General features: G+C 72.2%; 21 protein-coding genes. 14 read left to right on the top strand and 7 right to left on the bottom strand.

Annotated elements, in window-relative coordinates:
- The first annotated feature begins 24 nt into the window (after positions 1 to 24).
- From MBA17_RS01735 to rocD, 3 genes are all read left to right on the top strand, one after another.
- Entirely contained in the window at positions 25 to 474 is a 450-nt protein-coding gene (locus MBA17_RS01735; RefSeq protein ID WP_238495018.1) for an Lrp/AsnC family transcriptional regulator, read from the top strand.
- Between the two features lie 111 nt (positions 475 to 585).
- Positions 586 to 1386, top strand: a complete 801-nt coding sequence (ddaH, locus tag MBA17_RS01730; protein WP_238494417.1) for a dimethylargininase — start codon at positions 586 to 588, stop codon at positions 1384 to 1386.
- A complete protein-coding gene (rocD, locus tag MBA17_RS01725; RefSeq protein WP_238494416.1) occupies positions 1383 to 2609 on the top strand; it encodes an ornithine--oxo-acid transaminase in 1227 nt (408 codons plus the stop codon). Before ddaH ends, rocD begins: the two co-directional genes overlap by 4 nt.
- Here the strand turns inward: rocD and MBA17_RS01720 are convergent.
- Positions 2575 to 4167, bottom strand: a complete 1593-nt coding sequence (locus tag MBA17_RS01720) for an alkaline phosphatase D family protein (protein ID WP_238494415.1) — start codon at positions 4165 to 4167, stop codon at positions 2575 to 2577. The genes rocD and MBA17_RS01720 overlap by 35 nt on opposite strands.
- Before the next feature lie 573 nt (positions 4168 to 4740).
- On the opposite strand from MBA17_RS01720, the gene MBA17_RS01715 reads away from it, so the two are divergent.
- The 11 genes from MBA17_RS01715 (at position 4741) to MBA17_RS01665 (ending at position 14699) form a co-directional block, all read left to right on the top strand.
- Positions 4741 to 5811 (top strand): amidohydrolase family protein, encoded by a 1071-nt coding sequence (locus MBA17_RS01715; protein WP_238494414.1) that lies wholly within the window; start codon positions 4741 to 4743, stop codon positions 5809 to 5811.
- Positions 5812 to 5921: 110 nt separating this feature from the next.
- On the top strand, positions 5922 to 6557 hold the full coding sequence (locus tag MBA17_RS50185; RefSeq protein ID WP_238494413.1) for a D-sedoheptulose-7-phosphate isomerase: 636 nt from the start codon (positions 5922 to 5924) through the stop codon (positions 6555 to 6557).
- Positions 6558 to 6568: 11 nt separating this feature from the next.
- On the top strand, positions 6569 to 7603 hold the full coding sequence (locus MBA17_RS01705; protein ID WP_238494412.1) for a nucleotidyltransferase family protein: 1035 nt from the start codon (positions 6569 to 6571) through the stop codon (positions 7601 to 7603).
- Positions 7596 to 8612 carry a GHMP family kinase ATP-binding protein gene (locus MBA17_RS01700; RefSeq protein ID WP_238494411.1) on the top strand — a complete coding sequence of 339 codons (1017 nt, stop codon included), beginning with the start codon at positions 7596 to 7598 and terminating at the stop codon, positions 8610 to 8612. Before MBA17_RS01705 ends, MBA17_RS01700 begins: the two co-directional genes overlap by 8 nt.
- Positions 8613 to 8695: 83 nt before the next feature.
- Positions 8696 to 9910 (top strand): glycosyltransferase family 4 protein, encoded by a 1215-nt coding sequence (locus tag MBA17_RS01695; RefSeq protein WP_238494410.1) that lies wholly within the window; start codon positions 8696 to 8698, stop codon positions 9908 to 9910.
- A complete protein-coding gene (locus MBA17_RS01690; protein WP_238494409.1) occupies positions 9903 to 10856 on the top strand; it encodes an aminotransferase class IV in 954 nt (317 codons plus the stop codon). The genes MBA17_RS01695 and MBA17_RS01690 overlap by 8 nt, the downstream gene beginning before the upstream one ends.
- Positions 10857 to 10887: 31 nt before the next feature.
- A complete protein-coding gene (locus tag MBA17_RS01685) occupies positions 10888 to 11844 on the top strand; it encodes a phosphotransferase (protein ID WP_238494408.1) in 957 nt (318 codons plus the stop codon).
- 2 nt (positions 11845 to 11846) lie between these two features.
- On the top strand, positions 11847 to 12569 hold the full coding sequence (locus tag MBA17_RS01680) for an NTP transferase domain-containing protein (protein ID WP_238494407.1): 723 nt from the start codon (positions 11847 to 11849) through the stop codon (positions 12567 to 12569).
- Entirely contained in the window at positions 12566 to 13543 is a 978-nt protein-coding gene (locus MBA17_RS01675; protein WP_238494406.1) for an NAD-dependent epimerase/dehydratase family protein, read from the top strand. Before MBA17_RS01680 ends, MBA17_RS01675 begins: the two co-directional genes overlap by 4 nt.
- Positions 13544 to 13555: 12 nt before the next feature.
- Positions 13556 to 14134, top strand: coding sequence for an NUDIX hydrolase (locus tag MBA17_RS01670; protein WP_238494405.1), 579 nt, complete (start codon positions 13556 to 13558; stop codon positions 14132 to 14134).
- A 22-nt stretch (positions 14135 to 14156) separates the two neighbouring features.
- Positions 14157 to 14699: a D-glycero-alpha-D-manno-heptose-1,7-bisphosphate 7-phosphatase gene (locus MBA17_RS01665; protein ID WP_238494404.1), complete on the top strand. Its 543-nt coding sequence runs from the start codon at positions 14157 to 14159 to the stop codon at positions 14697 to 14699.
- On the opposite strand, the gene MBA17_RS01660 is transcribed toward MBA17_RS01665, so the two are convergent.
- Genes MBA17_RS01660 through MBA17_RS01635 form a run of 6 tightly spaced genes read right to left on the bottom strand, consistent with a single transcriptional unit; the run spans position 14690 to position 22615 of the window.
- The gene (locus MBA17_RS01660; RefSeq protein ID WP_238494403.1) at positions 14690 to 16489 is read right to left on the bottom strand and encodes an ABC transporter ATP-binding protein; all 1800 of its coding nucleotides are present in this window, start codon (positions 16487 to 16489) and stop codon (positions 14690 to 14692) included. The two genes, MBA17_RS01665 and MBA17_RS01660, sit on opposite strands and share 10 nt — an antisense overlap.
- The gene (locus tag MBA17_RS01655) at positions 16486 to 18399 is read right to left on the bottom strand and encodes an ABC transporter ATP-binding protein (RefSeq protein ID WP_238494402.1); all 1914 of its coding nucleotides are present in this window, start codon (positions 18397 to 18399) and stop codon (positions 16486 to 16488) included. The genes MBA17_RS01660 and MBA17_RS01655 overlap by 4 nt, the downstream gene beginning before the upstream one ends.
- Complete coding sequence (locus MBA17_RS01650; protein WP_238494401.1) at positions 18386 to 19498, bottom strand: hypothetical protein; 1113 nt, start codon at positions 19496 to 19498, stop codon at positions 18386 to 18388. Before MBA17_RS01650 ends, MBA17_RS01655 begins: the two co-directional genes overlap by 14 nt.
- Positions 19495 to 20622 carry a Gfo/Idh/MocA family protein gene (locus tag MBA17_RS50180; RefSeq protein WP_238494400.1) on the bottom strand — a complete coding sequence of 376 codons (1128 nt, stop codon included), beginning with the start codon at positions 20620 to 20622 and terminating at the stop codon, positions 19495 to 19497. Before MBA17_RS50180 ends, MBA17_RS01650 begins: the two co-directional genes overlap by 4 nt.
- Positions 20619 to 21779: a glycosyltransferase family 4 protein gene (locus MBA17_RS01640; protein WP_238494399.1), complete on the bottom strand. Its 1161-nt coding sequence runs from the start codon at positions 21777 to 21779 to the stop codon at positions 20619 to 20621. Before MBA17_RS01640 ends, MBA17_RS50180 begins: the two co-directional genes overlap by 4 nt.
- On the bottom strand, positions 21776 to 22615 hold the full coding sequence (locus tag MBA17_RS01635; protein WP_238494398.1) for a Stf0 family sulfotransferase: 840 nt from the start codon (positions 22613 to 22615) through the stop codon (positions 21776 to 21778). Before MBA17_RS01635 ends, MBA17_RS01640 begins: the two co-directional genes overlap by 4 nt.
- Positions 22616 to 22642 lie beyond the last annotated feature (27 nt).

Below are 22642 nucleotides of genomic sequence, written 5' to 3'. Positions count from 1 at the left end.
CCCTTTTCGGCTATGACAGGCACTGTGGACTTGGACGGGCTCGACAGAGCCATCATCGGGGCGCTCGTCGACGACGCGCGTGCCACCTACGCCGACATCGGGCATCAGGTGGGTCTGTCCGCCTCGGCGGTCAAGCGCCGGGTAGACCGGCTGAGGGAGACGGGTGCGATCACCGGATTCACAGCCAGAATCGAGCCTCGTGCCCTCGGCTGGACCACCGAGGCGTACGTCGAGCTGTTCTGCAGGGGAAAGACCTCCCCCGCGGAGATCGGAGTCGCCGTGGCCCGGCATCCGGAGGTGATCTCGGCCTGCACGGTCACCGGAGAGGCGGACGCGTTGTTGCACATCAGGGCCACCGACATGCGCCATGTCGAGCAGCTCATCGAGCGCATAGCCGCCGAGCCGTTCGTGGTCAGGACCAAGAGCGCGGTCGTTCTCACGCGTCTCGTCAACGGATCGCCGCAGATCGGCTGAACAACGCAACCGATCCGCGCCATGACGCAATATCGCCCACTTGGCCTGCGCAAACGCGGTTCTTAAGCTGAGTCTCGAATCCCCGATCAGCACTTCGCAACGGAGCGACCCATGCCGCAGACCAGGCACTACTTAATGTGTCGGCCCGACTACTTCGCGGTGAAGTACGCGATCAACCCCTGGATGGATCCGGAGGCCGGCGCCGACCGGGACCTCGCCGTCAGCCAGTGGGAGCGGCTCAAGGCCGCCTACGAGGAGCTCGGGCACACCGTCAGCCTCATCGACCCGGTCGACGGGCTGCCCGACATGGTGTTCGCGGCGAACGGCGCACTGGTCGTGGACGGCAACGTCTACGGCGCCCGCTTCACCCACCCGGAGCGAGCCCCGGAGGGCGCCGCCTACCTGCGGTGGTTCGCCGAACACGGCTTCCACCGGGTCGTCGAGGCCGCGTTCACCAACGAGGGCGAGGGCGACTTCCTCACCCTCGACGACCTGGTGCTCGCGGGCACCGGCTTCCGCACCGACCCGGCCGCGCACCGGGAGGCGCAGGAGTTCCTCGGGCGGCCCGTGATCACCCTCCAGCTCGTCGACCCGCGCTACTACCACCTGGACACCGCGTTGTTCCCGCTGGACGGGCGGAACATCGCCTACCTTCCGGAGGCGTTCTCCACGGGGAGCAGGGAGGTGCTGCGGCGCCTGTTCCCCGACGCGGTGATCGCCTCCCCGGGCGACGCGGAATTCCTGGGACTCAACGCCGTCAGTGACGGAAAGAATGTGATTATCAATAGTGAGGCCGCTGACCTGCAGCTCGACGTCAAGCGCCGGGGGTTCAACGTGATCCCGGTGGAGATGTCCGAACTGCGCAAGGCCGGCGGCGGCCCCAAGTGCTGCACCCTGGAGATCCGGACATGAGCAAGTCGAGCGAGCTCATCGAGCTGAGCGAGCGCAGAAGCGCGCACAACTACCACCCGCTGCCCGTGGTGATCCACGAGGCCACCGGGGCCTGGCTCACCGACGTCGAGGGCAAGCGGTACCTCGACTGCCTGGCGGGCTACTCCTCGCTGAACTTCGGCCACGGCAACCCGAAGATCCTCCAGGCGGCCCGCGATCAGCTCGACCGGCTGACCCTGACCAGCCGCGCCTTCTTCCACGACCAGTTCGCGGACTTCTGCGCCGGACTCGGCGACCTCACCGGCAAGGACATGGTCCTGCCGATGAACACCGGTGCCGAGGCCGTCGAGACCGCGATCAAGGTGGCCCGCAAGTGGGGCTACGAGGTCAAGGGCGTGCCCGACGGGCAGGCCACGATCATCGTCGCCGAGGACAACTTCCACGGCCGCACCACGACCATCGTGGGCTTCTCCACCGACCCGGCCGCCCGCGACGGCTTCGGCCCCTACGCGCCCGGCTTCCGGATCGTGAAGTACGGCTCGGCCGACGCGGTCAGGGAGGCGATCGACGACACCACCGTCGCCGTGCTGATCGAGCCGATCCAGGGCGAGGCGGGCGTGCTGGTCCCGCCCGACGGATATCTGGGCCAGATCAGGGAGATCTGCACGGAGAACAACGTGCTGTTCATCGCCGACGAGGTGCAGTCGGGGCTGGGCCGTACCGGTGAGACGTTCGCCTGCGACCACGAGGGCGTGGTGCCCGACATGTACGTCCTGGGGAAGGCGCTGGGCGGCGGGGTGGTGCCCGTCTCGGCGGTGGCGGCCGACGCCGGCGTGCTGGGCGTGCTCAAGCCGGGGCAGCACGGCTCGACCTTCGGCGGCAATCCGCTGGCCTGCGCGGTCGGCATCGCCGTCATCGATCTGCTGAGCACCGGCGAGTATCAGGCCCGTGCCCGTGAGCTGGGCGCGCTGTTGCACGAGCGGCTGCGCGCGCTGATCGGCCACGGGGTCGTGACGGTGCGCGGACGCGGGCTGTGGGCGGGGGTCGACATCGATCCGTCCCTGGCGACCGGCCGGGAGATCTGCGAGGCCCTGATGCGGCGCGGCGTGCTCATCAAGGACACCCACGGCTCCACGATCCGGTTCGCGCCGCCCATCGTGGTCTCCCAGGAGGATCTCGGGTGGGCCGTGGACCAGCTCACCGACGTTCTCACGGAGTTCGCCGGCCGAGCCGTGCCCGCCTGAGGTCCGTCACCTCGTGCTCGCCGGCCACGCCGGTCGCGCCGTGCCAGACGACAGTGGCCACCTGCCCGAGGGTGAGGGTGGCCACCGAGTTCTGAAACCACGGGCCCTGGGCGATCCGCCAGCGGAACGGCGTCCGGGGCAACCCGGCCAAGCGGGCGAGCACGGTACCGAGGAGCGTGGCCAGGCCGAACGAGGCGACCACGTTGAGCAGGCGGAACGTACGGCTGAGCGGGTTGCGGATCGGCGAGCACACCACCTGGAAGATCGGCAGATTCCTGGCCTTGGCCAGGTAGGAGTAGTGCACGTCGCCGGACAGCAGGATCACCGTCCCCGGCGCCCCCGACAGCAGCCGGGACAGCTCCTCGAAGGATCGGCGGAAGGCCGCCCAGTGCTCCAGGTCGATCCCCTGGCGCAGCTTCTCCGACCATTTCGCCATCGCACCGCCCCACGCGCCGTCGCACAGCGCCTCGTTCCAGCTCTCCACGTGATGGATGCCGGCCGGCAGCAGGACCGGGATGGAGGAGCCGATGACCAGGTGCCCGGCGGCTCCGGCGAGCTGTCCCTTGAGCCAGTCCCACTCCCGCCTGTCGATCATGCGGCGGTCGCCGGGGGTGAGCCGCCTGGCGCAGCGGGTGTCGAGCATGATCAGCCGGGTGGAGCCGTAGTCGCGGGCGTAGCTCCAGCGCATGGCGTTCGGGTCCTCGTCGGCGCGCGCGGCGAACGCGTCGAGCAGGCCGGCCCCGTCGCCGCCGGCCGACCGCAGCTCCTCCAGCAGCGGCTCGGCGGCCCGTTCCGCCGGCGAGAGGTTGCCCAGGTGCTGGTAGATCCAGTACGCGCCGAGCCCCGCCACCACTCTGCGGTGCCACCACGGCACCCGCGACATCTCCTCGCGCCAGGTGGCCGAGGTGTTCCAGTCGTCCCGCAGGTCGTGGTCGTCGAAGATCATCGCTGACGGGACCGTGGACAGCAGCCAGCGGATCTCGGGCTCCGTCCACGCCTGCCGGTAGAGCTCGGCGTACTCCTCGAAGTCGGCGATCTCCCGCGCGGGTTCGGCCCCGTCGCGGCGGGCGGCGATGTAGTCGAGCATCTCCCGCGAGGGCTCGTCGGCGTAGACCTGGTCGCCCAGGAACAGCAGCAGGTCGGGCCACTCGGCGTGCGGCGTCTCGCGCAGGCGGCAGCCGTACTCCCGCAGCACGTCCACGCCGTGCGACAGCGTGTGCACCACGTCGTGCGGGACGCTGGTGCGGCACGAGCCGAACAGCACCCGCTCCGGTCCGCCCTCCGGGAGCAGCCGGATCACGCTGGGCCGCGCCCCCTCCTCCGGCCACGCCCGCACGCCGTCCAGCTCCACGGTGTACGGCACGGCGGCGCCGGCCTCGCCCGTTCCTTCGAGGTCGACGATCGCGTAGTGGTGCCCGTGCACGGTGAACGTGGGCGAGTCGGCACGCGCCTCGCCCGCCGACACCGTGACCCGGCAGGGGCGGGCCGTCTCCACCCAGACGCTCACGCGCGAGGAGTCGACGTAACGGAGCATGGGTCCGACGACGAGTTCGGGCACCCGCGCCTCCTCATGTCTGCCAGAAGGGCACATTCCACGAATGAGCCTGCCACATCGGCAGGCTCACCCGGCTGCCCGGGCGGCGAAGTGTCCCCCGCCGGAGTGCCGGGCGCGCCATGTCCGGGATGTACGGCGGGGCGGCGACCGGGACGACCTCGTCCGCCGACCCCTACCACGGGCGCACCGGCCGCACCGTGATCCACCGGCCCAACGCCCATCGCCTCGCACGGTCTGATCGACGACGGTGGGGAACCGTCGTCCGGGACACGCTCGACGCGCCGACGCGCATATGGACGAGCATGGCGAAACATCAAATAACGGCTGTCCAAACCTCCTCAGGCGCGTCAGTAATGCGGGAAGCGACCGGCCCCCTATGAACGGGTTTCCCACCCCAGAGACCGTCCGCATGACTCCCGCCGGAGCCAAGCCCGTCAATAGAGTGTGATGAACCGCACTAAAACACTCCAGCCAGCGGCCTATTGCGTCCATGACGCGAGTGGTGCGCCAGTGCGATTGCTTCAGGTCATCCCATGGCGGTTTCGGCCCTGGATTTACACTCTGAAGGCAGGGAAGATGAAGGCTTTTCTCTACCACTTCCACGGCATCGGCGAGTACGACTTCTCCGAACTCCTCCCGGAGGATCTCCAGAAGATCCAGGCGATCGCGCAGGAGAGAGACCTGGAGATACTGCCCACCGTCTATCTCCGGCGCGAGGCGCTGCCCAGGTTCTGCGAGGTGATGGACGCCTTCCACCAGTTGAGCGGCGCGGGCGCCCTGCCCAACATCGCCGGATTCGCCGTGGAGGGCCCCCTTCTCGGCCCTCAGGGCGGAATCCCGAGGTCGGGCAGGTGGTACCCGTCTCTCGCGGAATGGCAGACGTTGTCCGGCCTGGGACGCCTCGGGCTGCGTTACATGGTCATGGCGCCCGATGCCGTGGCGCTCGACGAGGAGGTCGGCGACGGTCTGCTCTTCTCCGACCTCGTCCTCGATTTCTACGCCAACGGGCTCAGGCTGGCTGTCGGGCACTTTCACCGGGGCAATCCCGAGCGGAGCGCCGAAAGGCTCGACTCCGTCATCGACTTCCTGCACAGCCGCTACGAGTCGTCGCCCTACCTGATTCTGACTGACCACCTTTATAACGACATGCCACGTAAATTCACCCACGCCTGGCGTACCCCGCAGGAGAGGACGCGGCGCGAGCAGGAACTACGCCGCGTGCTGGAGCCTGACTGGGAGACGGCCGACCTCCGCGATGTCCTCGGACCCGTCCCCGCCGCACTGCTGGAGGCGGCACGCAGGCGACTCCTCATCCCCTGCCTGAACTTCGACGGCTACCACGTCGACCTCGACATCTGCCGCCGGACCGTCGACTACCTGGGCGCCGGCAACCTGATCGCCCTCACCGACCACACGGAAGTCGGCGTCATGGCCGACGAGAAACTCCAGCGCACCGAGCACAACGAGTTGTGGCTGCGCTCCGACGGCGCCGTCGCCGCCGGCTCCCTGGGGTACGAGCAGCAGCGCCAGAACATGCTGCAGATCGGTCTGACGGGCGAGGAGATAACGACGATCTTCGCGACGAATCCGCACGCCGCGATCGCCTATCGGCCGGCCCGCGCCACGACGGGAACCCGTCACCGCTGACGAGAAGCAGCGCGCGGACGGTGAACGCAGCCCGAGGAGACAAGGCGATGCGACAAGGCGATTTAGCACAGCAAGGGCCGGCTACCTGGGCTGGGGCCCCCTACGGCGAAGTGAGTACGGCCGACGCCTACCTGGCCGACCTGGCGCACGCCATCACCCGGGTCGACGTGCCGGCGCTCGACCGGTTCGTCGGCACCGTGGTCGACGCGCTGACCGCCCGGCGAACGATCTTCCTGGCCGGCAACGGCGGCAGCGCGACCGCGGCCTCGCACATGGCGGGTGACTGGGCGTCGGCCGCGACCTGTGTGCCGGGAGGCCCCGTCAGCGTCTCCTGTCTGTCCGACAACACGGCGCGACTGACCGCCCTGGCCAACGACATGAGCTACGAGGAGGTGTTCTCCTACCAGATCGAGGCGTCCGCCTCCCCGGGGGACCTGCTGATGCTGCTCAGCGTCAGCGGCGCCTCGCCCAACCTGGTGCGGGCGGCCAAGACGGCCAGGACGCTGAACATGGAGGTGCTGGCGCTCGTCGGGCACGCCGGCCCCCTGGTGGACCACTGCGACGTGTGGCTGGAACTCGGCGGCGGCGACTACGGGCTGGTCGAGGATCTGCACATCGCCGTCAACCACATCGTCGTCAGGGCCATTCGTGGAGGCGTGCCCCATGTGTACCGCCCCGACGCGGCCACCCCGACGCACCGGCGGGTTCCCGTCGAGGCGCAGCCCGGCCCGGACGGCCGGCTGTGAGACTCGCGGGCGTGGTCCTCGCCGCCGGGACGGGCAGCCGGCTCGCGCCGTACACCGACCACATCCCCAAGCCGTTGCTCCCGGTGCTCGACCGGCCGCTGCTCGGCGACCTCCTGGACCAGCTCGCGGCGGCGGGCGCGCAGGAGCTCTTCGTCAACCTCGCGCACCACGCGGAGCAGGTCGCGTCCTACCTGACGGCGCACCGGCACCGGGTACCGGTGCGCCACCGGGTCGAGCCCCGGCTGACCGGCCCCGCCGGGGCTCTCGCGGTCTTCGCCGGGGAACTGGCCGCCTATGACGCCGTACTCGTCGTCTCCGGCGACATCGTGGTGGGCGGCGCGCTCGACGGGCTCGTGCGGGCGCACGGCGATCAGCGGGCCGAGCTGACCTTCGGCGTCACCCGGGCCCGCCGAGCCCGGCGTTACGGCGTCCTGGAGATCGATCACGACGGCCGCGTCCTGTCCGCCGTCGAGAAACCCGACGTTCCCGACGAGGAGGAACACTGGATCAGCACGGGCGCCTACTGCCTGGCCCCGACACTGGTCTCCGTCATCGCCGACCTGCTCCTGGCCGGGGCGCCGAGCGTCGACTACGCCCGCGACCTGGCCCCGGCCCTGCTGGCGGAGGGCCGTCGTGTCACCGGCCACCACCTCGCCGGATACTGGCGCGACATCGGCACACCGGCCTCCCTGGTGGCCGCCAACCTCGACGCGGTGAACGGCAGGATCCCCCGGCTGTCCACCGGCCGGCCCGGCCTGCGTTCTCCCGCGTCCGCCGACGGCCCCGCGGTGTTCGTCCACCCGACCGCCGAACTGGCCGCCGGAGTGGAGTTCGGCGGACCGGCGGTGGTCGGCGCCGGGGCGAGGATCGGCGCCGGAGCCTGGCTCTGCGACAGCGTGGTGCTGCCCGGGGCGGTCGTGCCCGCGGGAGCCGTCCTCCACGGCGGCCTGCTCGGAACGACCGGACTCGGAACGACCGGACCCGGCACGGCGGGAAACGGAGCGGCAGCGAACAGAACCGCCGGAAACGCCTCGCGCGATGGGTGAGCGACGGCCGCAGGCGGTGCTGGTCAGGGCGCCGATGCGCGTGTCACTCGCCGGGGGCGGCACCGACCTCCCGAGCTATGCCGATCGCTTCGGGGGGCTGGTCGTCAGCATGGCCATCGACCGCTACGTCTGCGTCACGGCGTACCCCAGGGAGTTCGGCGGTCGCCTGCGCACCCTGTGCGACGGCGTCGAGGACGTCGAGGAGGTCGACCGGCTGCGCGACCGGTTCGCCAGGGCCGTGCTGCGCAGGGCAGGGGTACGGGGAGACACGCAGGTGGCGTCGCTCTCCGACGCGCCGAGCGGCGGGGGCCTCGGCGGCTCGGGGGCGTTCACGGTCGCCCTGCTCCACGCCCTGCGCCAGGCGCGAGACGCCCAGCCCCCCGACCCCGTACGGCTGGCGGAAGAGGCGAGCGCCGTGGAGATGGTCGATCTGGGGCGCCCCGTCGGGAAGCACGACCACTACATGGCCGCTCTCGGCGGGCTCCGGGTCCTGCGGTTCGCGAAGGACGGCGGCGTCCAGCACACACCGCTGCCGGTCGGCGACCGCCTGCGGGCCTATGTCGCCGACCGGCTCATGCTGTTCCACACCGGAGTGAGCCGGGACGCCGGCCACGCCCTGGCGGCGCAGGACAGGCTGGCCAGGGACCGGGACCGGCAGGTGCTGGATCGGCTGCACACCATACGGGCCCTGGCGGACACCCTCCTCGCGGCGGTGCGGGCGGACCGGGTCGACTCCATCGGCCCGCTTCTCGACGCGCACTGGCGGGCCAAGGCGGGCCTGAGCGACGCGGTGTCGGTGCCGCGTGCCGAACAGCTCTACCGCCTCGCCCTGGAGTCGGGCGCCGACGGCGGCAAGCTCCTCGGCGCCGGCGGCGGCGGATTCCTGTTGCTGAGCTGCCGGCCCGGCGACCAGCGGCGGCTGCGCGCCGCGATGGCGGCGGCGGAGGCGGCGGAACTGCCCTTCGACCTCTCCGAGACCGGCTCCACAGCCGTCGGGCTGCCGCTGTGACGCCCCCGACGCGGAGCCGGGCCCGGGAAGGGAAATCGACACTCCGGGCCGAGAACGAGCCGAGAACGACAGCGGGGACCAGAATGCGAGTGCTGTTCATCACCTCCAGCTTCCATCCCGTCATCGGCGGAGCCGAGACCTACGCCTGGGACGTGGCCGACGGGCTGGCCTCCCGCGGCCACGACGTCCTGATCGTGACCGACGTGCCCCGCGGCCACCAGCCCGGCGACGCCTGTCCGGGAGACCCTCCCGGGGTCGAGGTACGGCGGCTGCACCACTACCAGGAGATCCTCGCCGACCCCAGCAAGATCTACTGGGAGCAGATGGCCTACGGGCTGATGCCGGAACTCCTCGACTGCGTCACCCGGTTCCGCCCCGACCTGGTGTTCACCAACAGCATGGACGCGTCCATCCTCGGGAAGACCGTCGCCCTGGAACGGAACATCCCCTGGGTGGCGGCCTTCCACGAGCACTCCCCGCAGGACGAGCCGCTGGGCGCCGGGCGGTTGCGGCTGATCTACGACGTGCTGCGGCCGTCGCTGGTGCTGGCGGGTTCCCGCTTCTACAGCGAACGCGCCGCCCACTGGGGAGGCGGCGTCCCGGTGAAGCTGGTCTACCACGGCGTCGACACCGGCCGGTTCCATCCCGGAGTCGACGGGGGGCCGATGCGGCGGCGCTACGGATACACGCCGCAGGACACCGTGATCGTGTGCGCGGGACGGCTCAAGCCGCGCAAGGGCATCCTGGAGACGATCCGTGCCTTCGCCGACGTCCACGACGCCCGCCCGCAAGCCCGGCTGCTCATCGTGGGAAGCGTCAGCTCCGCGTCGCTCGACTACGCCGCGCGGCTGTACGAAGAGATCGCCCGGGCACGTCTGGGCGAGGTGGTGACCATCGACGAGACGGTGACGTTCGACCAGATGCCCGAGGTGCTGGCCGCGGCCGACATCGTCGCCCAGCCCAGCCACGAGGAAGGGCTCGGCATGTCGGTGCTGGAGGCGATGAGCACGGGCAGGGCCGTCGTCACCACGGACATCGTCGGTATCCGGGAGATCCTCACCGCTCCCGGCATCGCCCGGGTGGTGCCGCCGGGCGCACCGGGACCGCTGGGGGGCGCCCTGCTCGACCTGGTGGCCGACGGCGACCTGCGGGCGCGGCTGGGCGACGCCGCCCGCCGCCACGTGCGGAACCTCTTCTCCCGCCACCGGATGCTCGAACGGACCGAGGCGGCCCTGCTGGCCCTGGCCGCCGGTGGCACCGTGAACCCGCCGAAGCCGCAGGAGGCCGGACATGTATGAGCGCGACCCGGAGCTGATCTGGTGGAACGGCCGGCTGACGGCGTGGGACGACGCGCGTGTGCACGTCACCTCCGAGGTGGCGACGCGCGGCACCAACGTCTTCGAGGGACTCCGGGCGTACTGGCAACCCGGGCGCCGGCGGCACGCGGTGGTGTACCTGCGACGGCACCTGGCCCGCCTGGAACAGTCGGCGCGGCTGATCCGGTTCCCGGCCGACGAGAGCGCCGCACTCGTCAAGGAACTGCTGGACGGCGTGCCGCGGCTCATTCAGGCGCTGAACCACCAGGGCGACCTCTATCTCCGGCCCACGCTCTACATCGAAGAGGGACGCTACGGCTGGCGGCCGGGCCAGGTGAGGCTGGGGAGCTACATCGCGGGGTACCCCACCGACGCCCGTTCGGAGGCACCGATGTCGTGCATCGTCAGTTCATGGCGCCGCACCTCCGATCTCGCCGTCTCGCCCCTGGTCAAGGTGGGTGCCGCCTACCAGGCGTTCCGTCTGCCCCGGATCGAGGCGGCCCTGGCGGGCGCCGACGAGGCGATCCTGCTCAACGCAGGCGACACCGTCGCGGAGACCGGCGGCGCCGCGGTGTTCCTGCTGCGCGGCGGCACGGCCGTCACCCCGCCGCTGGCCGACGGCGTGCTCGACGGCATCACCCGCGGCGTCGTCATCGATCTGCTGCGTTCCCGGCTGGGGGTGCCGGTGGTGGAGAGGTCGGTGCCGCGCACGGAGCTGCACCTCGCCGACGAGGCGTTCGTCTGCGGCACCCTCGACGAGATACGCGCCATCGGCAGCATCGACGGGTTGCCCGCGAACGCCGCGCCGGGGCCGGTCACCACAGCCGTCCGCGAACTCTATCTGGCCATCTGCACCGGCCGGGAGGACCCGCCCGACCAGGAGATGCTGTATCCCATACCCGTCGAGCGGCTCCGGCCGAGCCGGTGAACGATCTGACCAGAGAGGTCGTGGAGAGCACGTGCAGCAGCATGACGAGAAGTGGATCCGATACTTCGCGGCAAACGGATTCCCCGACGCCCGCGCGCTCGCGGCCGGCATGGAGGGTGCGGTCTACACGCTGAACGACGAGCTGGTGGCCAAGGTGTGGGGCAGCCGCACAGGAACGGAGCTGGAGCGGCTCAAACTCTTCTACGACGAGCTCTCCCGGGCCGGCCTGACCTTCGATACGCCGCGGATCGAGCGGGTGCTGCACGAGGACGGCCGGTTCGTCACCATCGAACACCGGCTGCACGGCACTCCGCTGCCGGACCTGGCACCCCGGCGGCCGGAGACATGGCCGGTGGCGGTGCGGTGCATGCTCGACGTGCTGGAACAGGTCGCCTCCGTCGCCGACGCCCCCGCGTTGCGCGGGCTCGCCGTACTCGACGAGGCCGAGCCGTTCTGGGCCGGACGCGGGAGCTGGCCGGACGCCCTCGCGGAGCTGACCGCCCGCAGGCTCAAGCTGTTCGGCGACCAGCTCCGCGTCGCCGTACCGGGGTTCGACGACATGGCGCGGCGCCTGCTGGAGCTGGTGGCGGCGCTGCCCGACGTACGGCTCGGCCTGATGCACGGCGACCTGGTCCCCGGCAACGTCCTCGTGGACGACGCGCTGCGGCCGACCGCGGTCGTCGATTTCGGGTTCCTGTCCACGATCGGTGACCCGGTGTTCGACGCCGCCGTGACGGCCAGCATCTTCGACATGTACGGCCCGCAGGCGCGTGAGGTGGAGACCTCCATCGACGCCGCCATCGCCGAACGCTTCGACCATCCGGCGCACCGCATGACGCTGTACCGCGCCGCCTACGGGGCGATCACCAGCAACGCCTACGACCCCCGGGGGCAGGACGGCCACTTCCGGTGGTGCGCGGACATCTTCCTGCGCCCGGACGTGCGCGCGTTGCTGGGCGGACCGCCCGGCGCGGCGCCGAAGGCCTGACGATGGCGGCGCGACGCGGCGAACAGGTGGTGCTCCTCGCCGGTGGCCTCGGCAGCCGGCTCGGGCGGATGGCCGCGAACCGGCCGAAGGTGCTGCAGGACGTCGAGGGCGGGGTCTTCCTGGACACGATGCTCGAACCGGTGCGCGCGAGCGGTCTGCGGCGGTTTCACTTCTGCCTGGGGCACCTCGGCGCTCAGGTCGCCGGCCACCTGTCGGCCCTGGCCGGCGACTGTGAGATCACCAGCGAGATCGAGCCCGCCCCACTCGGCACCGCGGGCGCCCTGCTGCACAGCGCCCGCCACCTGGACGAGTCGTTCCTGGTCATGCTGGGCGACACCTACCTGGACATCGACTACGGGCGCCTGTTCGACCTGTGCCCCGAGGACATGCTGGGGATGATGGTGCTGACCAGGGCGGCGAGCGAGGTGCGGCCCAACGTCCGGCTGCGGGACACGACGGTGACCGGCTACGACAAGCGCGGGATGCCCGGCGGGTGGGTGGACACCGGCGTCACCTTCCTGCGCCGCCGGGCGCTCGACCTGCTCCCGCGCACCGGGGCACCCGTCGACCTGGGCGTGCTGTTCCGACGGCTCATCGACCACGGCGCTCTCGCCGGCACCACCACCGACCGGCGGTTCTTCGACATCGGGACGCCCGAACGGCACGCCGCGCTGATCACGCACCTGAGAACCCGGCAGATCACTTCCAAGGAGCCACGACGATGACCTCACACGATCGAGCCGTCGTCACGGGCGGCGCCGGATTCATCGGCGCGGCCCTGGTGACCGCCCTGCGGCGGGACGGGACACCGGTGACGGTGATCGACCGGGTGCCGTGGGAGGAGGCCGACCGGCTGCACCCGCTCCGCGGCGACGGCCTGACCTACCATTTCGCGGACGTGCGGGACGCCGAGCGGCTCCGCCCGCTCCTGGCGGACTCCGAGGTCGTCTACCACCTGTCGGCGAACACCGAGAACAGAGGCGACCGGGCCGGCCGTACCGCCGACTTCACCGACACCGTCGGGGGCACCGTCGCGCTGCTCGAAGCCCTCACCGCCCCCGGCGCGGCGCGTGTGCCCACAAGGGTGGTGCTGACGTCCAGTCAGCTGGTGTACGGTTCCGCGCCCGACGGTGACCCGGTCACCGAGCGGACCGGGGTGCCGCGGCCGACCACGCGGTTCGGCGCGGGGAAGACCGCCGCCGAGGCGTTCCTGCGGGCGTACGCCCACGAGTGCGGGCTCACGACGGCCGTGGGCCGGCTGTCCAACATCGTCGGCCCCGGCATGCGGCGCGGCATCGTCTCCGACCTCGTCAACCGCCTCGACGACGGCACCGAGCGGATACAGCTCCTCGGCGACGGCAGGCAGACCCGCAGCTACCTGCACGTGGATGACTGCGTCGCCGCGCTGCGGACCCTGTCCACGACCGACGCCCCGTTCTCCATCTTCCATGTGTGCAACTCCGACGCGATCACCGCCCGGCGCGTCGCGGAGATCATCGCGGCGGAGTCGCCGCACGGCACGCCGAGCATCACCTGCGCCGGCGGAGAGGAGGGCTGGCGAGGTGACGTGCCGACCCTGCGCCTGCGGCCGGACGCGCTGCGGAGCCTCGGCTGGAGCCCGGTGCGGACCTCGGAGCAAGCCGTACGGCACACCGCCCGGGCCCTGCTGGGCCGGCGGCACCCGGTGACGTCCGACTGAGAGGAAAGACCGATGGAGATCGTTTCCCCGGCAGGCGGCGTCGGCCGGCTGCCGAGCTCGCAGCACTGGGACGCGCTGGGCAGCCGGCGGCTCTACACCAGCCGCTGGGTCAGCCTCGATCTGGTGACCGTCGCGCCACCCGGCCGCGAGCCGTACGACCACCACGTCGTCCGGGTGCCCGACGCCGTCGGCGTCGTGCTGGTCCACCCTGAGCACGGGGTTCTGCTGCTGCACCGCCACCGCTTCATCACCGGCACCACCGGGCTGGAGATCCCCGCCGGAGGGGTGGACGAGGGCGAGACCGTCGAGGAGGCGGCGGCCCGGGAGGTCCTGGAGGAGACCGGGTGGACCCTGCGGACCGTGACCAGGATGTTCTCGTGCAGCCCCTCCGACGGCGTGAGCGACCAGCGTTTCCATTTCGTGCTGGGGACCGCGGGCGAACGGGCCGGAGATCCGGTCGACGCGCACGAGTCCTCGTCACGGGTCTGGGTCTCGCGGGACCGGTTGTCCGGTCTGATCGAGGAAGGGCGGGTGCCCGGGGCGCTGAGCACCGTCGCCCTCCTGCACGCCCTGCACTTCGGCCTGATCTGAGCTCGCCGGGGTGGCCGAGACGATGTCCCGGAACCGTGCCGTGTTCCTCGACCGAGACGGCACGCTCAACGAGAAGGCTCCACCGGGCGAGTACATCCGCCGGCCCGAGGAACTGGTGCTGCTCCCCGGCGCCGCCGAAGCCGTACGCCGCGTCAACCGGGCCGGCGTCCTGGCCGTCCTGGTCACCAACCAGCGCTGGCTCGCCCGCCCCCCGGCCGGCCCCGCCGCGTACGCGGCGGTGGACGCCCGTCTGCGTGAGCTGCTGGCCGAGCGGGGAGCCCGGCTCGACGCGGGCTACGTGTGCCCCCATCCCCTGGACCGCTGCGACTGCCGCAAACCCGCCCCCGGCATGCTGACCCGCGCCGCGGCCGACCACTCCATCTCCCTGCCGGGCTCCTGCATGGTCGGGGACTCGGTGTCCGACCTGCTGGCGGGCCGCGCCGTCGGCGCCGCCACCGTCCTCATCCACCCCCTGGGCCGGGAGGTGGCCGAGTCCTCGGCGGACTTCGTGGCCCGTCACATAGGGGAGGCCGTCGACTGGGCGCTCACCGCCCTTCAGCGGTAGGCCCGGGCCTGCAGTCCGTACAGCTCCGCGTAGAGGCCGCCCTCGCGCACCAGGGCGGCGTGGTCCCCGACCTCGGTCACCCGGCCGCCCGAGACCACGACGATGAGATCGGCCGTACGGACGGTGGAGAAGCGATGCGAGACCAGCAGGGTTATCGCGCCCGTGGTGGCGGCCCGCGCGGCCTGCGCGGCGTAGCGTTCGAAGAGGGCGTGCTCGGCCTCGGGGTCCAGTGCCGAGGTGGGCTCGTCCAGGACGAGCAGCAGCGGCTGCTCGCGCATGAGCGCGCGCCCGAGGGCCAGCTTCTGCCACTGCCCGCCGGAGAGCTCGATCCCGTCGGCGTAGCTCCTGCCGAGTTGCGTGGCCAGCCCGGCGGGCAGGGTGGGGAGCACGTCGGCCGCGTGGGCCCGGTCCAGAGCGGCCAGCACCGCCTTCTCGTAGCCCTCCAGGGGCAGGTCGCCCACGCCCACGGCCCGCCGGGCCGCGAACTCGTAGCGGACGAAGTCCTGGAAGCCCGCCGCGATCCGGGTGCGCCAACCGCCGAGCGGGATGCGGTCCAAGTCGATGCCGTCGATGAGAATCTCGCCTTCGGCGGGCCGGTAGAACCCGCACAGCAGTTTGACCAGGCTGCTCTTGCCGGCGCCGTTCTCGCCGATGACGGCGACCGTGGAGCCCGCGGGCAGGTGCAGGTCGACGTCGCGCAGCGCGGGCGCCCTGGTGCCCGGATAGGAGAAGGACGCCCCCCGCAGGGTGATGCCCTGTTCCAGCCGCTCCGGCACGGGCGCGGCGGCGGGCCCATCAGCGGTGCGGGCGGCGGCGGAGGCGGGTGAGAGCGCTTCGCGCAGTTCGCGCAGGCGCCGGTCGACGCCGGTCAGGCGCTGCAGATCGGGCACCAGCGCCACCGTCTGGGCGACCTGCGCGTTCACCTGGGCGGCGAGCGCGACCACCAGCACCACGTCGCCCACCGTCCGCCGGCCGGCGATGGTCTCGCGGACGACCAGCAACACCGCGGCGACGTATCCGGCGGCGAACACGAGCTGGCCGGCGGCCCGCAGCAGGGTGGATCGGCGGTGCGCCCGCCAGAGCGTCGTGCTCACCTGGTTCCACAGCGCCGTGTGGCGACGCCGTACCTCGTCCTGCAGGTGGTAGACCCGCACCTCCTTGGCGGAGCCCTCGTCCCCGGCCAGCCGGAACAGATTGAGCGCGAGCCGGGTCGGCTCGGCCGTGGCCTCCCTGGCCCGGTCCGCCAGCCGCTCGGACCTGCGTCCCGCCAGCAGCGGCGGCACCGCCACCACGGGCAGGAGCAGGAGCACCGGATGCAGCATCGCCAGCAGTACGGCGGTCAGCAGCATCCCCACACCGAGCCCGGCGAAGGTCAGCAGGGACCGGAGCGTGTTGCGGGTCTGCTGCACCTCCTGCGCCAGGACGGTGAAACGGTTGGCGTGGGCGGAGTCCTCGTGCGCCTCCAGGCCGGGGGAGCCGTTGGCAAGGGTGATCAACTCCTCGTCGTAGTGCAGCATGTTCAGCTCGGCGAGCTCGAAGTAGGCGATGTGGGCGAAGTGCGTGAACGTCAGCCCCGCGATGAGCAGCACCGCGACCAGGACGCCCGCGATCACCGCCTCGCCGGCCCGCCCGGCGAGCGCCGCGTCGAAGAGCTGGCGCAGGCCGAGCCCGGCCAGCGGTACGGCGGTGCCGCTGGCCAGCATCAGCACGGTCGCGGCGGCGGTCTTCCGCCGGCTCTGCCGCCACGACATGGCCAGCAACCGTGCCGCCGCCAGGACGAGGTTTCTCATGGAATCACCTGGCCGCCGCCGCTTCGGGCACCGGCCGGCGCCTCGGATGCCCGATGCTCGGTGAACCGGGCGGCCTGCAACCGGAACAGGTCCGCGTACCGGCCGCCGTCGCGGAGCAACTCCTCATGCGAGCCCGCCTCGCCGACTCGGCCGTCCGCCAGCACCACGATGTGGTCGGCGTGCCGCACGGTGGAGAACCGGTGTGAGATCAGGATGGTGGTCGCGCCGCTGGTGAGCCGGATGAACTCGTCGAAGAACCTGGCCTCGGCCCGCACGTCGAGACTGGCCGTCGGCTCGTCCAGCACCAGGATTCCGCCGCCGTGCCGCAGCCGGAACAGCGCACGGGCGAGTGCCACGCGCTGCCACTGCCCGCCGGACAGGTCGGTCCCGCCGGTGACGTGCCGTACCAGGGGCGTGTCGAGCCCTTGCGGCAGGGCTTCGAGCACGTCGAGGACGCCCGCGTCCTTGGCCGCCACCCGGATCTCCTCCCGATCGCCGGCGTGCGGCGCGGCGCCGAACCCGATGTTGTCCGCCGCGCTCACCTCGTACCGGTTGAAGTCCTGGAAGACGACCGCGACGCGGGCCCGCCAGGCGTCCACCGCGAACGACCGGACGTCGGCGCCGTCGACCGTGATCATCCCCGTGTCCGGCTCGTACAGGCGGGTGAGCAGCTTGACCAGCGTGGTCTTACCCGCGCCGTTGAGGCCCACGATCGCCGTGCACTTCCCCGCGGGAAGGCGCAACCGGAGGTCGTCGAACACCGGCCGCTCCCGGCCCGGGTACCGGAAGGACACCCCGTCGAACCGGATCTCCCCGCGCGGGACGGGGGCCTCGGCGAGCTGCCCTCGCGGGGCCGCCGGCTCGGCCGCCAGGTGCTCCGCCACCCCCTGTTCGAAGTCCCGCGCCGCCCGGAAGGCGTTCATGCCCAGCAGCGTCTGCATGTCGGCCTCCGGATAGAACTCGCCCAGGCGCAGGCCGTTCAGCACGGCCTGGCAGACCAGCGCCAGGCTGGTCAGCGTCGCCCCCCGGGCTCCGGCCGCAGCCACCGACGCCAGCACCGCCATGGTGACCAGCAGCCCGAAGACCGTGTACCGGAGGTAGGGCCACAGCAGCAGCCGACGCCGCTCCCGCCATACCGGCATGATCCAGCCCAGGTAGACCTTGCGATAACGCGCGAGCAGCCACTTCATCAGGCCGAACACCCGGATCTCCTTGGCCGCCGTGGCGTCCATGGCCAGGCCCCGCAGATAACGGCTCTCGCGCCGCTCCGCCGCCAGCCGGGGGAACACCTCCGCGTACGCCCGCAGCCCTCTGCGCAGGCCGTACCGGAAGGCCATGACCGCGACCAGCAGCCCGAGCCCCGCCCACCAGGAGAAGGCCAGCCCGATGACCGCCACGTATCCGGCGAGCTGCACCGAGCGGGTGATCAGGTGCAGCAGGCCGGCGCAGGCCCTGCCGGGGCTGTGCACGCCCTGTTCCAGCTCGCTGCCGGCCTCGCTCAGGTGGCTCAGCAGCCGCTGATCCTCCAGCGGGCCGATGCCCGGACCGCGCAGCGCGGCGGCGATCAGCCGGTCGAAGATCCGCCCGTCGATCCGGCGCGCGACCAGTTCGCCCAGCGCGTTCTGCACCGGCGCCAGCGCCTGTTGCACGCTGAACGCCGCGGAGGCCGCCAGGAAGGCGGTCGCCATCGCCGACCACTCCGCCGAGGCGGTCCCTGCGGCCACGGCCGCCGACACCCGGCCCAGCAGCACGCTCGTGCCGACCACGAACACCACCGGCAGCACGCCGAGCAGCACGTTGGTCACGATCATCGCCAGCACCGGGGCCCACCCGGCCTGCGGCAGCAGCCGTGCGATCTCCCGCGTTACGGCGACCGAGTCCTTCCATCGTCCACGCTCATCGGGTCTCAAGTCCGCAGGACACCCCCTCGACGACCAGATCGGTCAGAACCGGTCCGCACTCCCGGAGCACCGCGGCGCCGGCGAAGCACCGCAGCGCCCCCGGCCCCATCGTGCTCAGCGCCCGGCGCGCGGCGCGGTCCGGAGACGGCTCCTTCTCCCCCGGCACGGCGGGCAGCAGCGCACCGAGGGCGACCGCGGTCACCCACAGCTCGTGCAGCAGGGCGTAGCCGATGTGCAGCTCCAGGTCCACGGCCCGGCCCGCCGCGTCCAACGCCGCGTCCAGCCGGTCGGTGATCGGGCGGGGAGCCGTGCCCCGCCGGGCCAGCACCCGGCGGGTGGGTTCCGAGTCCTCCATGCGCAGCGACTCGGGGGCGTACCTGAAGCACAGGGCCCGGCCCTTGCTCCAGGTCTGCGTCGGTATGCGGGGCGGCGCGAGCAGCACGCCCGGCCCACCCGGAGCCTCGCCGCGGGCGGGCAGCCAGGCGGCCGGACGCAGGCCGTCCGACTCGTTGCCCACCAGGCTCGCCATCGCGTCGTGGTCCACCAGGTTGGGCGCCAGCGCGTACGCCGACCGGCCCCCCGCCGCCAGGTACCGGCGCAGGCCGATGTCGTCGGGCGTGTCCCAGGAGAGATGTTCCGCCGCGTAGGCGGCGAACGCCGTCGCGTCGGCGGCGGGCAGCACCGTCGCCTGGGTGGGCACGTAGTTGTCGACGCACTCCACCAGGCCGATGCCGTGCATGGCCCCCCAGCGGACCATGGTCGCCGTCTGGCAGCCCCACTCGGTGAACGCGCAGAGCACCTTGTCCGGATGGCCGGCCACCGCGTGGCGCAGGCGCGGGACGAAGTCGTCCACCGGCTCGACGTCATCCTGCACGACGAGATGGTGGGTGGCCCCGTCCGTGACGGCCGACCACGCGGCGACGGCCGTGCGCAGCGTCGACCTGGGCCCGCCGGGATCGGGGTCGTACACGATCGTCGGCGACAGCGCGGCCAGCCGTACCGCGATCCGCTCGGCGGAGCGGCGCCTCGCCGGATGAGCCATGATCGCGCAGGAGAGCGCGGGCCGCCGCCCGGCTCCCGGCGCCGCGCCGGTCGTCACGCCGGTCATCGCGCCCACGTCATCGGCTCCGGGGCGGCGAACTCCGACGTGATCTCCGTGCTGCCGTGGCGCGCGGTCATCGCGTCCGTGACCTCCAGGACGTGCAGCGCGTGCCGGGCGGACAGCCGCGGCTGCCGCCGTTCCCCGGCCGCGGCGGCGAGTTCGGCGACGCCCCGGGGGAAGTCCATCCGGTGGTCGGCCGCGTAGCGCTTCCGATAGGCGTACGGCCGGACGGGATCCACCGGCCGCGCGCCGAGCAGGTAGTCGTGCCCGCGCCCGGCCGGCGCCCGGAGGGTGAGGCCCGAGCCGAAGTCCCAGCAGTTGTCCAGCCGCAGCACGCCACCGTCTCCGACCACCGTCAGGGAACGGTCCGCCGGGGCGACGATGCTGCACGTCAACCTGGCCATCACACCGGAGCCGAAGGTCAGCGAGGCGGTCACGTAGTCCGGACCGACCGGCCCGTCCTCGCCGGGGGGCAGCTTGTCCGGCATCAGCGTGCCGTGGTCGGCCACCACCCGGCGCACCGGCCCGAACATGGTGGTGAGGGCCGCCAGATGGTACGCCGAGTGCTCGGCGTTGCACCCCACCGCGAACTCGTCGCGGTACGGCCACGGGCTGCCCATGCTGTTCTTCCAGGTCTGGTAGTCCATGAGGTGGACGGCACCGTCGTCGAGTTCGGCGTAGACCAGGCGCGGCTCCCCCACCGCCCCGGACCGGATCTCCCGCCACAACGTCTGGAACGCCTCCCCGAGGACGTTCGCCGGAGCGCACGAGACGAGCAGCCCGCGCCGCTCGGCCTCCGCCACGATGCGCCGCCCGTCGGCGACGTGGGTGGCCAGCGGCTTCTCCGAGTAGACGTGCTTCCCGGCGGCCAGCGCGGCGAGCGTGACCTCGGCGTGGCTCGCCGGGTTCGTCAGGTTGACGACGATCGACACCCGGTCGTCGGCGAGCAGCCGCGGCAGGTCCTCGTACGCCCTCACCCCGTGTCTCCCGGCCGCCAGGACCGCCCGCTCGGCGATCCGGTCGTGCACGCCGACCAGGGTGAGCCCCGGATGATCCTCCAGGGTGTTCAGATAGAAGTCCGCCACATAGCCGCAGCCGACGACCGCGATGCCGGCCCGGGAGGCGCTCACGACGCTCCCCGCAACGCCGCGAGGGCGGCCCCGACCTGGCCGGTCAGAGCCTCGTAGGAGAACCGCCGCCGCAGGTGCTCGTGGCCGCCGGCCCGCAGCCGCGCCGCCAGCCCTCCGTCGGCCAGGATCCGCCCGATCGCCTCGACGAACTCCTCCGGCCGCTCGGCCCGCAGATAGTGGCATCCGTCGGCCAGGTCCAGCCCCTCCACGCCCTTGGCGGTCGACACCACCGGGGCGCCGAGCGCGAACGCTTCGAGCACCTTGAACCTGGTCCCGCCGCCCACCCGCAGCGGCACCACCATCACGCCACGCCGGATCACCTCGGACAGGTCGGGTGGATCGGCGATCACCCGCAGGCCCGGTGTCGTGCCCGCCGCCCGGAGCACCCATTCCGGGCAGCGCGCACCGGCGATGACGACCGGGAGACCGGGGTGCGCACGGCGCAGCCGCGGCACGATCTCCTCGATCAGCAGGCGCACGGCCTGGCTGTTGGGCTCGTAGCCCAGCCGCCCGGTGAAAACGACCGATTCGATCCCGCCGGCCGCGGCGAGGACCGCCGGCGCCGGGATCGCGTTGCTCGCCACCCGCACCAGGTCCGCGTGCCGGGAACCGTGCAGCGACAGCAGCAGCTCGCGGTCGCGTTCGCTGCACACCCAGACTCCGGCGGCCTCGGCGAGCACCTTCTCCTCGACGTCGAACACCTGCTGGGCGTGCTCGGGGGTGTACCGCTCCGACAGCCGCTCGCTCTCCAGTTCGCGGCGCAGCGCGAACTCCACGTTGTGCATGTCGTCCACCACGGGCACTCCGGTGAGCCGCCGGATCCGCTCCGCGTAGCGATGCAGCCGAAGCTCACTGGAGATCACCAGGTCGGGCTTGCCGGCCGTCACCCTGGCCAGCAGGTCGTCGCTCTGGACCGGGCAGTAGGACTTCGCGAAAGGGTCGTCGCGCGCCTGCCGCGTGGACCCGGCGCGATGCGGGCAGGTCCGTCCCGGAGCGGCACAGGTCACCGGAAGGTAGTCGATGGTGGCATGGGCGGACAGCGCGGCGTGGAGCGCACGCCACCGCATGGGGGCGCCCCCGCGGGAGTCGGACAGCTCGCCGGGGGCCGCCAGCAGCACGCGCTCGGGGCCGGCCGTCCCGCCGGAACGGCCGCTCATCGGGCCGCCCCCTCGACGCCGGCCGGCCGGGCGCCGAGCCACTCCCGGTACGCCTCGCCGATCTCCCCGTTGAGGGCGGTGGCCTGGCGGCGGAGCCCGGAGTCGGGGTGGTCGACGGCACGGGCGGACATGCCGAGCAGATCGAAGGCGGACTGCAGCACGAGCTCCCGCCGGTCCACCAGATCCTCGTACGTCACGGACAACCGCGGGAACCTGGTGGCGGCGAGCCAGCCCGCCCAGACCGCGTGCTGCCGCCGTACGCCGGCGACGATCTGGTGGATCTCCGCCGGGTCGAACGCGTCGGCGGTGAGCCGGTGACCCTCCGGGACGAGCGCCGGCGGGGGCCCCTCCCGCCACCACGCCACCCTCGTGGGCACCCGGACCGGCACGTCGCCCGGCACGTCGGCGAAGACACCCGTCCGGGACGCGATCGCCATCGAGACCGCCTGGGCGACCACGTCACGGCGGCTGACCACGATCACCCGGATGTCCGCGCGATATCCCGTCGGCAGCAGATCCACCGGAGAGGACAGTTGCCCGGACCGGAACAGCGGGTCCACGTGATAGGGGAACACCTTCACGCCGAACCGCCCCTCGCCGGCGGCCCGCTCCGCCAGCCGCTGCCGGTAGGCCGGCCAGTCGGTCGCCCGGGGCGCCTCCTGGCGCGAGTCCGGGTGGGCCAGCCCCCAGCGCAGCAGCCTCCGGTGGAGCCGGGACAGGCCGTACCACTCGTCGGGTTCGCCCGCCTCGCCCGTGGCGTGCAGCGCGTGGCAGAGCAGGTTGGTACCCGACCGGGGAGCGCCCAGCACGAGGTAGCCGATGTTCCCCGTCGCCATCACCCAGCTCCGATCATCAGGCCCGCC

It is taken from the genome of Dolomitihabitans soli (assembly GCF_022213955.1).
Taxonomy (GTDB): Bacteria; Actinomycetota; Actinomycetes; order Streptosporangiales; family Streptosporangiaceae; genus Streptosporangium_A; species Streptosporangium_A soli.
This window is presented reverse-complemented; position numbering and strand designations above follow the sequence as displayed.

Bases quoted from the DNA above. Each gene is read 5' to 3' on its own strand.
- ddaH (WP_238494417.1), top strand. From the start codon at position 586: ATGCCGCAGACCAGGCACTACTTAATGTGTCGGCCCGACTACTTCGCG.
- MBA17_RS01675 (WP_238494406.1), top strand. From the start codon at position 12,566: ATGACCTCACACGATCGAGCCGTCGTCACGGGCGGCGCCGGATTCATC.
- MBA17_RS01695 (WP_238494410.1), top strand. From the start codon at position 8,696: ATGCGAGTGCTGTTCATCACCTCCAGCTTCCATCCCGTCATCGGCGGA.
- MBA17_RS01650 (WP_238494401.1), bottom strand. From the start codon at position 19,498: ATGACCGGCGTGACGACCGGCGCGGCGCCGGGAGCCGGGCGGCGGCCC.
- rocD (WP_238494416.1), top strand. From the start codon at position 1,383: ATGAGCAAGTCGAGCGAGCTCATCGAGCTGAGCGAGCGCAGAAGCGCG.
- MBA17_RS01660 (WP_238494403.1), bottom strand. From the start codon at position 16,489: ATGAGAAACCTCGTCCTGGCGGCGGCACGGTTGCTGGCCATGTCGTGG.
- MBA17_RS01640 (WP_238494399.1), bottom strand. From the start codon at position 21,779: ATGAGCGGCCGTTCCGGCGGGACGGCCGGCCCCGAGCGCGTGCTGCTG.
- MBA17_RS01700 (WP_238494411.1), top strand. From the start codon at position 7,596: ATGGGTGAGCGACGGCCGCAGGCGGTGCTGGTCAGGGCGCCGATGCGC.
- MBA17_RS01635 (WP_238494398.1), bottom strand. From the start codon at position 22,615: ATGGCGACGGGGAACATCGGCTACCTCGTGCTGGGCGCTCCCCGGTCG.
- MBA17_RS01680 (WP_238494407.1), top strand. From the start codon at position 11,847: ATGGCGGCGCGACGCGGCGAACAGGTGGTGCTCCTCGCCGGTGGCCTC.
- MBA17_RS01670 (WP_238494405.1), top strand. From the start codon at position 13,556: ATGGAGATCGTTTCCCCGGCAGGCGGCGTCGGCCGGCTGCCGAGCTCG.
- MBA17_RS01715 (WP_238494414.1), top strand. From the start codon at position 4,741: ATGAAGGCTTTTCTCTACCACTTCCACGGCATCGGCGAGTACGACTTC.
- MBA17_RS01690 (WP_238494409.1), top strand. From the start codon at position 9,903: ATGTATGAGCGCGACCCGGAGCTGATCTGGTGGAACGGCCGGCTGACG.
- MBA17_RS01665 (WP_238494404.1), top strand. From the start codon at position 14,157: ATGTCCCGGAACCGTGCCGTGTTCCTCGACCGAGACGGCACGCTCAAC.